12 protein-coding genes are annotated in these 12,186 nt (G+C 68.3%); 5 read left to right on the top strand and 7 right to left on the bottom strand.

Annotated features, from left to right (window positions below):
* Positions 1-24: 24 nt before the first annotated feature.
* Positions 25-993 (bottom strand): lantibiotic dehydratase C-terminal domain-containing protein, encoded by a 969-nt coding sequence (locus ACYVF6_RS13440; RefSeq protein WP_460520828.1) that lies wholly within the window; start codon positions 991-993, stop codon positions 25-27.
* A 126-nt stretch (positions 994-1,119) separates the two neighbouring features.
* Here ACYVF6_RS13440 and ACYVF6_RS13435 point away from each other — a divergent pair, with 126 nt between their 5' ends.
* Entirely contained in the window at positions 1,120-2,106 is a 987-nt protein-coding gene (locus tag ACYVF6_RS13435) for a substrate-binding domain-containing protein (protein WP_460520826.1), read from the top strand.
* Here ACYVF6_RS13435 and ACYVF6_RS13430 read toward each other — a convergent pair.
* Positions 2,096-2,758, bottom strand: coding sequence for a GntR family transcriptional regulator (locus ACYVF6_RS13430; protein WP_460520824.1), 663 nt, complete (start codon positions 2,756-2,758; stop codon positions 2,096-2,098). The genes ACYVF6_RS13435 and ACYVF6_RS13430 overlap by 11 nt on opposite strands.
* Positions 2,755-4,230 (bottom strand): FAD-dependent tricarballylate dehydrogenase TcuA, encoded by a 1,476-nt coding sequence (gene tcuA, locus ACYVF6_RS13425; RefSeq protein WP_460520822.1) that lies wholly within the window; start codon positions 4,228-4,230, stop codon positions 2,755-2,757. The genes ACYVF6_RS13430 and tcuA overlap by 4 nt, the downstream gene beginning before the upstream one ends.
* 60 nt (positions 4,231-4,290) lie before the next feature.
* Here tcuA and ACYVF6_RS13420 point away from each other — a divergent pair, with 60 nt between their 5' ends.
* The 4 genes from ACYVF6_RS13420 (at position 4,291) to ACYVF6_RS13405 (ending at position 8,446) form a co-directional block, all read left to right on the top strand.
* Complete coding sequence (locus ACYVF6_RS13420) at positions 4,291-5,289, top strand: Bug family tripartite tricarboxylate transporter substrate binding protein (protein ID WP_460520820.1); 999 nt, start codon at positions 4,291-4,293, stop codon at positions 5,287-5,289.
* On the top strand, positions 5,286-5,882 hold the full coding sequence (locus ACYVF6_RS13415; protein ID WP_460520818.1) for a tripartite tricarboxylate transporter TctB family protein: 597 nt from the start codon (positions 5,286-5,288) through the stop codon (positions 5,880-5,882). Before ACYVF6_RS13420 ends, ACYVF6_RS13415 begins: the two co-directional genes overlap by 4 nt.
* Before the next feature lie 3 nt (positions 5,883-5,885).
* On the top strand, positions 5,886-7,373 hold the full coding sequence (locus tag ACYVF6_RS13410) for a tripartite tricarboxylate transporter permease (protein ID WP_460520816.1): 1,488 nt from the start codon (positions 5,886-5,888) through the stop codon (positions 7,371-7,373).
* Positions 7,374-7,612: 239 nt separating this feature from the next.
* Positions 7,613-8,446 carry a hypothetical protein gene (locus ACYVF6_RS13405; protein WP_460520814.1) on the top strand — a complete coding sequence of 278 codons (834 nt, stop codon included), beginning with the start codon at positions 7,613-7,615 and terminating at the stop codon, positions 8,444-8,446.
* Here ACYVF6_RS13405 and ACYVF6_RS13400 read toward each other — a convergent pair.
* From ACYVF6_RS13400 to ACYVF6_RS13385, 4 genes are all read right to left on the bottom strand, one after another.
* On the bottom strand, positions 8,401-9,393 hold the full coding sequence (locus ACYVF6_RS13400; RefSeq protein ID WP_460520812.1) for a TetR/AcrR family transcriptional regulator: 993 nt from the start codon (positions 9,391-9,393) through the stop codon (positions 8,401-8,403). The genes ACYVF6_RS13405 and ACYVF6_RS13400 overlap by 46 nt on opposite strands.
* A 189-nt stretch (positions 9,394-9,582) precedes the next feature.
* The gene (locus ACYVF6_RS13395; RefSeq protein WP_460520810.1) at positions 9,583-10,035 is read right to left on the bottom strand and encodes a GNAT family N-acetyltransferase; all 453 of its coding nucleotides are present in this window, start codon (positions 10,033-10,035) and stop codon (positions 9,583-9,585) included.
* Positions 10,036-10,079: 44 nt separating this feature from the next.
* Positions 10,080-11,360 carry a mandelate racemase/muconate lactonizing enzyme family protein gene (locus tag ACYVF6_RS13390; RefSeq protein ID WP_460520808.1) on the bottom strand — a complete coding sequence of 427 codons (1,281 nt, stop codon included), beginning with the start codon at positions 11,358-11,360 and terminating at the stop codon, positions 10,080-10,082.
* Positions 11,361-12,176: an RraA family protein gene (locus tag ACYVF6_RS13385; protein ID WP_460520806.1), complete on the bottom strand. Its 816-nt coding sequence runs from the start codon at positions 12,174-12,176 to the stop codon at positions 11,361-11,363.
* Positions 12,177-12,186 lie beyond the last annotated feature (10 nt).

Below are 12,186 nucleotides of genomic sequence, written 5' to 3'. Positions count from 1 at the left end.
CGGCCACTAGCGGACAGCGGCGGCTCATGCTCCGTTCGCGATGTCGGTGAGTGTGCGAGCCGCGAGGTACGCCATCCGCTGCTCGGTCTCGACCTGCAGGCCGATCCGGTTGTTGAACAGGTGTGCACACTCCAGCAGGAGCAACGGCACGGTGCGGCTGTCGGCGGCCATGGTCGATGCCAGCTCGGACAGCGGCGACGTGGGGGGTACCGGTGGACACTGCCCGTCCAGCCACAACGGTTCGAGCGTGCCACGCAGCCCGCGGATCGACTCCAGCCAGGCCAGCAGGATGTCGTCCTCACCGGAGTCAGTGTCGGATTCGGGGCCGGCACCGGCCAGCGTCCACAGGTCGTACGCCTGTCGCACCAGCGCATTCCGGGCCGACTGGTAGGCCGCTTCCAGCTTCGGGTCGGCGTTCTCCGATCCGCCCTCGGATGCGAGCCGTTTGGCCGCCACGCTCAGGTTCGGCTCGCAGACTGCCAACGTGAGAGTCAGCGTCGCCAGTGAGATCGCGTCCCTTTGCTGCGCGGGCGTCCCGAGCTCGATCAGGTTCATCGCGATCTCGCTGGACGTGGTGGAGTGTCGCTCGACGGCTGTGATGCAGGCATCGCTGCCGTAGGTGGAATACTCCGGCCGGTAGGCAGGGAACTCGACCGAGTCGGCGGCATGGAGCCGCTGGTCGTAGTGCTTTCGGCCTTCCGCCCTGGCAACGGCTGCCGCGAGCCGGCCATACTCGGCCGGGTCGGTCGGTGCCTCGGACTGGCGGTCGGCGAAGTAGCCCTGCGCCCGGGACCGGATCCGGTAGCGGATCGGCTCCGACAGCCGGTCCGAAGCCGGCCGCAGTCGCAGCCGGAGGTGTGGTCCACCTTCCCAGTGCCGCGTGAAGAAGTGGCCGCGAACGAGACTCGCGGTCGTAAGTTCCTGCACCATGGGACGTATGCAGCGCTCCAGGAACGCGTCGAGATCGCCGAAATGGTACAGATGTGCGCTCACCCAGGTCATCGCTCTGGCTCTCCGCTTCCGTCGCCCTCATCGAGAAGGAGTGTTGCCACGAAGTGGGAGCGCTCCCACAAGCACCGTATTGTAGCGGTTCGGTCACACGTGAGGGAAGGGGTTGCCATGGCACCGTTGCGACTGTCGTTCGCCTGCTGGGACTACGACCGGATGCGCGCGCTGCAGGACGGGCGGGTCCGGCCGGAGGGCGTCGAGCTGACGTACCTCCCGCTGACCGTCGAGGAGACGTTCTACCGGCAGGCGCGCCACCGCGAGTTCGACGTCAGTGAGTTCAGCCTGTCGTCGTACCTCCTGACGCTCGGCGAGACGGAGCCTCCGTTCGTCGCCCTGCCGGTGTTCCCGTCGCGGAGCTTCCGGCACCAGACGATGTACGTCAACGGTGTCGACCGGCCGGAGGACCTGGCAGGCAAGCGGATCGGCGCGCCGGAGTACCAGCTCACCGCCTGTGTCTGGCAACGCGGGTTGCTGGCCGACGAGTACGGCGTACCGGTCGACGGCGTACAGCATCTGACTGGAGCTCTCGAGGCCGGTGGCGGTGCGCGGAAGGAGAAGCTGGCGATCGACCTGCCGTCGCACATCGCGCTGGAGCCGATCCCGGTGGGCGACAGCCTCTCAGCGATGCTCGCCGACGGCCGGCTGGACGCTGTGATCGGCCCGCGCCGGCCGTCCAGCGTGGGATCGGCGCCCGGCGTCCGTCCGTTGTTCGAGGACTTCAAGGCGGCCGAGCAGGACTACTTCCGCCGCACCCGGATCTTCCCGATCATGCACGTCATCGTGCTGCGCCGCTCGCTGTACGAGCGGCGTCCCTGGCTGGCCCGGTCGCTGACGAAGGCGTTCGAGGAGTCGCTGCGGATCGCCTACGACGACCTGACGCATCGCAACGCGCTGAAGGTGATGCTGCCGTGGCTGCACGAGCACGTCGCCGAGACGGTCTCGGTGCTGGGGGAGGGTTACTGGGACTACGGCCTCGAACCGAACCGGCACGTGCTGGCGACGTTCGCGCGCTACTCGTTCGAGCAGGGGCTGGCCAAACGGGTCTACGCGCCGGAGGAGATCGTGCTGCCGGAAGCCTCGGACTCCTTCACGTTGTGACGTCGTCGTCGCCGGCGGCTTGGCGGAGCATGGTGAGGCGGATGTCGCGGGCTGTGCGGAGGTGTCGGGCGGTGACTTCGCGGGCGGCTTTCTCCTTGCGGGCGGTGATGGCGGTCAGCAGGTCGGCGTGTTCGTCGAGGGCTTCTTCCCAGCGGCCCGGGCTGGACAGTGTGGACCGTCTGGTGTGGACCAGGTGGATGGGCAGGCGGTGCAGGAGGTCGACGAGGACGGGGTTGTGGCTGGCCTGCCACATCGCCTCGTGGAAGCGGACGTTGGACGTCGCGCGGGCAGCGTTGTCGGGCTCGGTCAGGGCGCGGTCGCGGGCCAGCAGCCCTTCCAGTGTTACGAGGTCGACGTCGTTACGTGCCCTGGCCGCCTGCGCTGCCGCCTCGGCCTCCAGCAGGATCCGCAGGTCGTAGATCTGCACCACCTCCTCCGGTTGCGGCACCCGCACCCGCAAGCCGCGCGAGGCAGGCTCGAGCAGGCGCTCGTGCTGCATCCGGCGCAGGGCTTCACGTACGGGCGTGCGCGAGACGCTGAAGCGTTCGGCGATCGCCACCTCGCGCATCGGTGTGCCGACCGGCAGCTTGCCGTCGAAGATGTCGGCGCGCAACTGCTGGTAGATGCTGTTCGCGTCGATGCGGCGTTTCATGCGAGGGCTCCCGCACGTCGGCCGAACACCGCGCCGGCGGTGAGGCCGGTGCCGCCCGGATAGTTCCTGCTGAACAGGCCGCCGAGCATCTCGCCGCAGACGAACAGCCCGGGGATCGGGCTGCCGTGCTCGTCGAGCACCCGGCCGTCGGTGTCGGCCCTGAGGCCGCCGAAGGTGAACGTGATGCCGCAGGCGACCGGGAACGCGTAGAACGGCGGGGACTCAAGGGGCATGGCCCAGTTGCTCTTCGGCGGCTCGACCGCGGCCGCGCGGCCGTCCTTTACCGTCGGGTTGAACGGGATCGAGCGGTCGATGCCGGAGTTGAACTCGCCGATCGTCTGCATGAGATGGTCGGCCGGAACGTCCATCAGCCTGGCCAGCTCCTCGATCGTGCCGGCGGTGAGCACCGAGACGCCGGGGCTGTCGTATTCCTCCGTACGCAACAAGGGCCGCGTGGTGGCGTCGAACAGCTGGAACGCGCGGCCGACCGGCTGCGCCAGGATCGCGGCGCCGTACTTGGCGTAGGTGTAGTTGCGGAAGTCGGCGCCCTCGTCGACGAACCGGCGGCCCTCCTTGTTGACGACGATGCCGAGCGGATAGCTCTGCCGGGTGAGGCGGTTGGTCAGCTCGCGGTTGCCGCCGTCGTCGGCCGCGTTGGCGTCCCAGGCGACGCTGTGGCACGACGACCAGTCGCCGCCGCGGGCCGCACCGATCGCGAGCGCGGCCTGGAGCAGGTCGCCCGTGTTGAGGGGCGTGCCGCGCACCTTGGCGTACTGCCAGCCCTCGCCGAGATGCTCGCGGCGCAGCTCGGCACTGGCCTCGAAACCGCCGGCGGCCAGCACGACCGAGCCGGCGTAGGTGACGCCTGGCCGACCGTACTCGTCCTGCCAGCGGACGCCGGTGACCCGATGGTCGTCGACGAGGAGCTCGGTGACGCGGTGGCCGTAGCGCACCTCGACGCCGTTCCGAGCGGCCGCCGCGGTGTGCTGCTCGATGAGCCCTTCACCGCCGCCGGTACTGCCGACCGCCAGCCCGCCCCAGAAGACGTACTGCCCGCTGTCGTCGCGGTAGGCCTGTCGCTCGTACATCAGGCGGAACCGCAGGCCGTGGGACCGCAGCCAGCGCAGTGTCTGCTGGCTCTCGGTGGCGAGCACACGGGTGAGCTCCGGATCGTTGCGACCGGCGGTGACGCGTTCCATGTCGGCCACGAGCGCGTCGCGGGGATACTCCGGCAAGGTGGAGTTGACGTGGCGCTCGTCCGGGTCGAGCAGGTCGCCGATCTCGGCCAGTCCGTGGTGGGCGATCCGGAACGCGCCGGCGGTGTAGTAACTGTTGCCGCCAGCCTGGCCGCGGGCACCCTTCTCCAGCAGGAGTACGCGACGTCCGCGTTCGGCGGCGGCATGTGCGGCGCTGAAGCCGGCGTTGCCGCCACCGGCTATCACGGCGTCGAACGTCTCGGGCGTGCTGGCCATCTTCGCCTTTCTCCGGACCGACGGGTGGACACGTTGGATGCAATTGTATACATTGCGGAAATGGCTTGGAAACAGACGTTTGGCAAGGCCTTGCCGTTCGCGGCGGCTGTTCTGGCCACGGTCGGACTGGTGGTTTCGCAGCCGGACGACCAGCGGGCCCAGGCGCAGGCGGTGCTCGACGGCAGGCAGGTGCGGTTGATGGCCCCGGCCGATCCGGGTGGCGGCTGGGACCAGACGTCCCGGGAGATCCAGGCAGCCTTGCGCGAGAAGGTGGGCCGGATCGAGGTCTACAACGTCGGCGGTGCCGGCGGGACGATCGGGCTGAGCCAGTTCGCCCGGCAGCCCGCGCAGCCGACCGAACTGATGACGACCGGGCTCATCATGCTGGGCGCGATCGAGAGCAACCACTCGCCGGTCTCGCTTTCCGACACGACGTTGCTGGCCAGGCTGACCACCGACTGGGAGGTCATCGTCGTACCCGCCAAGTCGCCGATCAAGAACCTGCGGCAACTCACCGACCGGATGAAGCAGGACATCGGGTCGGTGTCGATCGCCGGCGGGTCGGCCGGGGGAGTGGAGCAGATCCTGGCCGGAATGGTGGCCAAGGACATCGGTGCCGATCCCGCGAAGGTCAACTACATCGCCCACTCCGGTGGCGGCGAGGCGCTGACCACGATCCTGTCCGGCCGCGCGACGGCGGGTGTCTCCGGTGTCTCGGAGATCGTGTCGCAGATCGAGTCGGGGCAGCTGCGGGCGCTCGCCGTGTCGAGCCCGAAACGCCTTCCCGAGTTGAAGGACGTGCCGACACTGCGCGAGTCCGGCGTGAACGTCGAGCTGTCCAACTGGCGCGCGGTCGTCGCGCCGAAGGGCATCAGCGAAGCCGATGAGAAGGCGCTGGAAGACCTGCTGATGGAGATGACGCGAAGCCCGCAGTGGCAGGAGACGCTGAAGCGCAGGGGCTGGGGCGATGCGGCGCTGGCCGGACCGGAGTTCGAGCGGTTCGTCGCGAGCGAGCAGCGCAGGGTCACGCAGATCCTCGACGAGATTGGGCTGAGATGAGCGAAGTCGCCGAGAACGAAGGCGTGGAGCAGTTGGAGCACGCCGAGGATCGCCGGACCCTGCTGGCATCGGGTGCGCTGGGTGGCCTGCTACTCCTCGCGGCCGTGTTCGCGCTGGTGCAGGCGGGATCGCTGTGGGATGTCGGGTCGTCTGTGATCCTGGGGCCCGCGGCGTTCCCGTTGCTGATCGGGCTGCTGCTGGTCGTGGTCGGTGCGGCGCTGATCGTCCGGGCCGTGCTGCGGGTGCGGACGATCGAGGCGTTCGCGGGTTCGGAGGCCGGGGGCGCGGAGGCTGAGGGCGCGGAGGCCGGAGGCTCGGAGGCTGAGGGCGCGGAGGCGGCTGACCGCTCGCCACGCGGGCGGCTCGTACGCGTGGGCCTGCTGCTGGTGTTGCTGGTGGCGTTCGCGCTGCTGCTTCCGTACGCGGGTTATGTCGTCTCGTCCGCGCTGCTGTTCACCGGCACCGCACTGCTCCTCGACTCACCGCACCGGTGGCGGACGCTGGCGGCCGGATGGACGCTGGCCGCCGTCGTGTTCCTGGCGTTCGACCGGCTGATCGGACTGACGCTGCCGACCGGTCCCTGGGGGTTCTAGCCGATGACTGAGCTGCTGCAAGGCTTCGCCGACGCGTTCTCGATCGGCAACCTGCTGTGGGCGCTGATCGGCGTCACGATCGGCACGATCGTCGGCGTGCTGCCCGGTATCGGGCCCGCGCTGACCGTGGCGATGCTGCTGCCGTTGACGTTCCGGCTGGATCCGGCGAGCTCGCTGATCATGTTCGCCGGCATCTACTACGGCGGCATGTACGGCGGGTCGACCACGTCGATCCTGCTGAACACACCGGGCGAGAGTGCGTCGATGGTGTCGGCGCTCGAAGGCAACAAGATGGCGCGAGCCGGGCGGGCCGCGACCGCGCTGGCGACCGCGGCGATCGGCTCGTTCGTCGCCGGGACGATCGGAACGCTCTGCCTGACGTTCCTGGCGCCGGTGGTCGCCGACATCGCGATCGGCTTCGGGCCTCCGGAGTACGTCGCGCTGATCGCGGTCGCGTTCGTGACGGTGAGCGCGCTGCTCGGGCGTTCGCTGGTGAAGGGTGCCGCGAGCCTGCTGATCGGCTTGTTCGTCGGCCTGATCGGCATCGACGCGCAAAGTGGCCAGCCGCGGTTGACGTTCGGAATCCCTTCTCTGCTGGACGGAATCGATGTCGTCGTGGTCGTGGTCGCGTTGTTCGCCGTCGGCGAGACGTTCGCCCGGCTGCTGTCCGGCGACGGCCGGGAGACCATCGAGCCGATTCGCGGGTGGGCCGTGCTGTCCCGCTCCGACTGGCGTCGCTCGTGGCCGGCCTGGCTACGGGGAACCGCGCTGGGCTTCCCGATCGGCGCGCTGCCGGCGGGTGGTGCCGAGGTGCCGACGTTCCTGTCGTACGCGGCCGAGCGCCGGTTGTCGAAGCACCGTTCGGAGTTCGGCCGCGGCGCGATCGAGGGCGTGGCCGGGCCGGAAGCCGCCAACAACGCGGCGGCGGCCGGCGTCCTCGTACCGCTGCTGACGATCGGCCTCCCCACCTCGGCGACGGCGGCGGTCATCCTGGCGGCGTTCCAGTCGTACGGCCTGCAGCCCGGCCCGACGCTCTTCTCCGACTCCGGTCCGCTGGTGTGGACACTGATCGCGAGCCTCTACCTCGGCAACGTGATGCTGCTGGTGCTCAACCTTCCGCTGGTGCGGATCTGGGCCCGCCTGCTGACGATCCCGGCCTGGGGCATCTATGCGGGCGTGATGGTGTTCAGCACGCTCGGCACGTTCGCGTCGGGTGGCACGGTGACCGACCTGTTCGTGTTGTACGCGCTGGGCCTCGTCGCCCTCTTGATGCGCCTGGCCGACGTCCCCGTCGCGCCGGCGGTCGTCGGCCTGATCCTGGGGCCGCTGGCCGAGCAACAGTTCCGCCGCGCGCTGGCCATCTCCGAAGGGGACATGTCGATCCTGGTGTCGGGCCCGCTGACGATCGCGTTGTGGATTGTCGTCGTCCTCGCGCTGCTGGCGCCGCTCGGCACGCGCCTGCTCCGCCGTCGGCGGGCGCTCGCGGGCTGAGTCCGGATAGGGCCCGGTCGGGTCGGAGCCTGCCGAATGGGAAACGAGATCGAGTTGTCTTCCAAGGCTGGTTGCGAAAGGTTTCGGTGCTCGGTCATGATCGAACTGCGAAGGCGCGCAGTGCGCCTGGCCTGGTGAAACTCGGTTCGCTCCACTGGGGAGCCCACCTGGCCTGGATCTCACCGAGGGGTGTGAGAAACGTGAGCCGCGGCGGGCTCCTGGAAGGGCGTGTCCTTCGGATGCTCAGGAATGCGTCCGAGACACTGCAGGGCATCAGCTTCTTCGCAACCGTGCTGGGGGGTGCGGCCGTCACCGCCGTAACGTTGGGGAGCGACCGAGTCGGGACCCCAGGCACGATCCTCCTGTGCCTGGGTGTCCTGCTGCTGACGTCGGCCACGGCCGGGCTCTGGTACTACCTCAAGCACGTCGCACAACCCGCGACGTATCGGATCCTGAACCTGGACAGCGTGCTCGAGGTCGAGTCGGTGGGAAGCCACCACCGGTTCCAGTACACCTTGAGGCAGCACGTGCAGGCACTCCGGAACGGCGTCCGCCAGATCGACGCGAACGCCCACTGGACGGGGCGTAGCAGCCAGGGGGCGATCCGGTTGGATCCGCTGGTGAGCGACCACGTTGTCCACGATGGCAGACGGCCGGAGGACGACGGCCGGATCTCCAGGTGGATCTACGTCGGAGATCCGGTCGCCCGAGGGCAGGAGTTCGTGGCCGGCATCCGGCAGGTCCACGAAGACGACCTGGAGCCGCAGCGCCCGTACTTCCGCGAGACCGGTGGGCGTTACCGGACCAGGCGGATGACCGTCGTCGCGCGCTTCCCGATCCGCGAGGATCCGCAACTGTTCGGGAACGTCGAGGGTCTGGTCTGGAACAAGGACCGTCAGCGTCTGGTCTGCGCCAGGGTTCCGCTCGAGCGATCGGTGGACACTGCTGGTGGGACGGTTGAGTACCGCGTCACTGTCGAGCGGCCCAGGCGGCACTACTCCTACGGGCTGCGCTGGCACTGGGGACCTCAGCGCTTGGAGGCGGCGAGGTCGAGCGCCCTCCGTGCGGTGTGACCGGTCTCGTCGGTGTCGAGTATTCCGAGGCACAACGCGACGACTGCATCGGCGAAGAGACTCGCGTCCTCCCATCTGCTCCCTTCGTAGTCCTCGTGCTGGAGGCGGTGACGGAAGAGGAAACCGTCCAGCATCGCCTGGATGGTGAGCCCCAGTCGTTCTACAGTCCAGTCCGGCCGGAGCGCCAGCCCCAGATTTGCGATGACCCTGGCATACCCGTCGAACCAGACCTGATTGGCGCGGAGGGCCCTCAACTGTTCGGATCGCAGCTCGGGGTAGTGGTCGAGCAACGGCCCGATGTGCACCAGCAGAAAGCTGCGCGGATCGGCGAGCAGGCCGTTCAGGTAGCCGTCGGCGATACGTACGATCTGTGCGGACAGCGAGGATTCCGGTGAGATCTGGTCGAGCTGCCCGGAATCGAATACTGGGTCCCGATCCTCGGGGTGATACGCGACGGCGTAGATCACGGCATCGCGGATGAAATCATCCTTGGTCGGCCAGCGATTGAAGAACGCTGTCCGGCTCAGGCCGGACTCGCCGGTTTCGGCGGCGAGCCGGAGCACGTCCTCTGTTCGAAGCCATTCGAGATTGGCTGGGAACTTCAGCATGCGAAGGCGGGGTGGCCGGGGATGCCCGGGCGGGGCCAGGAAGGCGTCGATCAGCTGGCAGGCCAGGTCGAGGAATCGCCTGGCGGTGTCGTCGTGGCGGGTCGGCGTGGGGCGCGGTGACATGAATACCTCCCCCTGTGTTGTTGCGCTCGGAACAATGATCGCGCCGTTGGCAAGTCGTCTGGCGAGGGCTCCTCCCAATGGTTGGGATTTGCTCTTGTCGGGGGCTCCCTCTGGCCGGTCTCGGCTCTTTGGGGCGTGGCTGGTTCCCTGGATGGGCTTTGCCTTCACCGGCCCCGCTTTCACACCATCGATCGACTGCGAGATCGACCACCGCACCGAACGCTCCAAACACGGCGCCACCGACCTCAAACCAGTGGCCCCAAATGCAGCACACGCGCTGGGCCACCCACGTCGGCAACGGCGACGAACTGGTGGGCCGCTACCGTCCTGACAGGAGTCGCCGTCAGCGCTGTGGTGATCCAGCGCGGCCTGCGCGGCCTGCGCCGCCGCGCTCGTGCGTAGCCGTCAACGCCAGGCATAGCGAATGTCGGGCTCGTGCTCTTCGTTGCCCTCACCGTCGGTGCGTTCGACCTCGACGAAGCCGTGCCGCTCGTAGAAACGGCACGCCGGCTCGTTGACCTGGAACGTCCACAGCTGCAGACCTTCCGGCCGTTGAGCCTTGGCCAGGGCGACCAGCCTGTCTCCGAGACCTCGCCCCCGCCAGGACGGATGCAGGTAGAGCTGATCGACCCACTCGCCGCGCAGAGCCAGCAGCCCGACGACGTTGCCATCTGTCACAGCCACCCACGCCTCATAGTCGGGCACCACGACATCCCGGAAGTGGGCGCGTACCTCGTCAGCGGAGTGAGCTCGGCGCACCGTCGGCAGCGCCGCAGCGAACGAGCTCAACCACACCTCGGCCATTCCGGCCGCGTCCGCTGCGCCGGCTCGACGGATCGTCACCCCAGACTCGTTCATGACCCGTCAGTATTCCGCGGCCGGCAGCTGGTTCGGCCACAGGCTCAGCTCCAGAGCCGGTCCCTGCTCACCTCGCCGTCCCAGCTGGCGGTCTCGTCGAAGAACAACGGGTCGGTGGAGTCGGCGAAGTCGCGCATCACTTCGAGGTCGAGGTCGTCGAAACCGAGCCCGGGTTTCTCCGGGACGGCGATGTGGCCGTCCTCGATGAAGGGTTCCGGCAGGCCGGTGACGAGGGAGCTCCACCGCGCCACGTCGGCGGCGTGGTGTTCGAGCGCGAGGAAGTTCTCCGTCGCCGCCGCGATGTGCACGGATGCGAGCGTCGCCACTGGCGAGGCCGCGAGGTGCAGGGCCATCGGGATGCCGTAGCGCTCGGCCAGGTTGCCGATCCGTTTGGTCTCCAGGATGCCGCCGGACGTCGCCGGGTCGGGGTGGACGACGCGGATCGCCTGCTGCTCGAGCAGCGGACGGAAGTTCTCCTCGAGGTAGATGTCCTCGCCCGTGCATGTCGGCGTCGCGACCGCGAGGGTGAGCTGGCGCCACTGGTCGGTGAGCTGCCACGGGATCAGGTCCTCGATCCACGCCAGCGTGAACGGCTCCAGGGCCCGGCCGATCCGGATGCACGAGTCCAGCGCGATGTGCCCGAAGTGATCCGCGGCCAACGGAATGTCGTAGCCCACGATCGAACGAACGGTGGATACGTAGTCCACCAACGCCGAAACGCCCTTGGCCGTCACCTGGATGCCGGTGAACGGATGCATCACCGACTGCGTGTCGAGCGCACCCGGCGGCGCGATCAGCGCGCCGGGGATGTCGCGCAGCAAGTTGATGCCGACGTCCATCTTGAGGAACTGGAAGCCACGGTTGCGCCGCTCCAGCAGCCGCTTCCCGAGCACCTCCGGGTCACGCGAGGTGGGAGTGTCGGCATAGCACAGGATCCGGTCGCGGAACTTGCCGCCCGCGAGCTGGTACGCCGGCACGCCGTACGCCTTGCCGGCCAGGTCCATCAGCGCCATCTCGATGCCGCAGACGCCGCCGGCCTGCCGGGCGTGGTGCCCGAACTGCTTGATCTTGCGGAAGATCTTGTCGATGTTGCAGGGGTTCTCGCCGATGATCCGGCTCTTCAGCAGCAAGGCGTAGGTCTTGCTGGCACCGTCGCGCACTTCGCCGTAGCCGGTGAGGCCCTGGTTGGTGTCGATCCGGATGATGGTCGAACGGAACGGCACACCGACCAGGTTGGCGATCCGGAGATCGGTGATTCGCAGCTCGGACGGCCGGGAGAACTGGCTGACGTTGTCCTGGACGTGCGTAGAGGATTCGCTTGCCATCTAGTGGTTCTCCTTCCAGCCCAGGAAGTCGTCCTCGATGTGCGTGGGCCACTTGCCGACGTCGATCTCGGCGCTGGTGTAGACGCCTTCGGACAGGCGGAGCTTGCCGAACACGTCGCGTACCCGGATGTCCTCACTGACCTCCGCGACCCGCTGCGCGAGGTGTGCCGGGATGAACATCAGCCCGCTCGGCGTGCCCAGCACCACGTCGCCCGGCAGGACGGTCGCCTCGCCGATCCGGATCGGCAGGTTGATGCCGGCGAGCGTGACGTCGCGGATCGGCGTCGGATCCATGTCGCGAAAGAAGAAGTTGACGCCCTCGAGCTCGGTGATGCCCTGGAAGTCGCGTACGCCGCCGTCGATGACAGCGCCGACTCCGGTACGGGACGCCACGGCTGTGCTGAGGTTGTCGCCGACGACGGTGCCGTCCTTGACCTTGCCGAAGATGTCGGTGACCATCACGTCGCCGGGCTGCAATGTCGAGATGATCCAGGAGTTCTGCTTGTCCGGCTCCTTGTGACCCTCCCGCGCACCCGCCGCCACGACGACGGCGTCCAGATCCGGACGGTGTGGCACGAACTGCGAGGTGACCGCGCGCCCGACCAGGATGTGGCCGGGATGCGTCTCCTTCCAACCGCCGGCGAACTGCCGGTCGTAGCCCTCGTTGCGCAGCACGCCCCAGGCCTGTTCGGTGGTGGCTTTCCTCAGCTGCTCGAGGATCTCGTCGGGGACGTGCGGCCTGCCGTCGGGAAACCGCTCGCCCTTCCACTGGCTCGTGAGCTCGATCAGATCGTCGGGTGTCGGACTGATTCGCATTCGGTTTGAG

The organism is Flindersiella endophytica (assembly GCF_054779015.1).
This window is presented reverse-complemented; position numbering and strand designations above follow the sequence as displayed.

Bases quoted from the DNA above. Each gene is read 5' to 3' on its own strand.
- ACYVF6_RS13385 (WP_460520806.1), bottom strand. From the start codon at position 12,176: ATGCGAATCAGTCCGACACCCGACGATCTGATCGAGCTCACGAGCCAG.
- ACYVF6_RS13410 (WP_460520816.1), top strand. From the start codon at position 5,886: ATGACTGAGCTGCTGCAAGGCTTCGCCGACGCGTTCTCGATCGGCAAC.
- ACYVF6_RS13420 (WP_460520820.1), top strand. From the start codon at position 4,291: ATGGCTTGGAAACAGACGTTTGGCAAGGCCTTGCCGTTCGCGGCGGCT.
- tcuA (WP_460520822.1), bottom strand. From the start codon at position 4,230: ATGGCCAGCACGCCCGAGACGTTCGACGCCGTGATAGCCGGTGGCGGC.
- ACYVF6_RS13430 (WP_460520824.1), bottom strand. From the start codon at position 2,758: ATGAAACGCCGCATCGACGCGAACAGCATCTACCAGCAGTTGCGCGCC.
- ACYVF6_RS13395 (WP_460520810.1), bottom strand. From the start codon at position 10,035: ATGAACGAGTCTGGGGTGACGATCCGTCGAGCCGGCGCAGCGGACGCG.
- ACYVF6_RS13390 (WP_460520808.1), bottom strand. From the start codon at position 11,360: ATGGCAAGCGAATCCTCTACGCACGTCCAGGACAACGTCAGCCAGTTC.
- ACYVF6_RS13405 (WP_460520814.1), top strand. From the start codon at position 7,613: ATGCTCAGGAATGCGTCCGAGACACTGCAGGGCATCAGCTTCTTCGCA.
- ACYVF6_RS13435 (WP_460520826.1), top strand. From the start codon at position 1,120: ATGGCACCGTTGCGACTGTCGTTCGCCTGCTGGGACTACGACCGGATG.
- ACYVF6_RS13415 (WP_460520818.1), top strand. From the start codon at position 5,286: ATGAGCGAAGTCGCCGAGAACGAAGGCGTGGAGCAGTTGGAGCACGCC.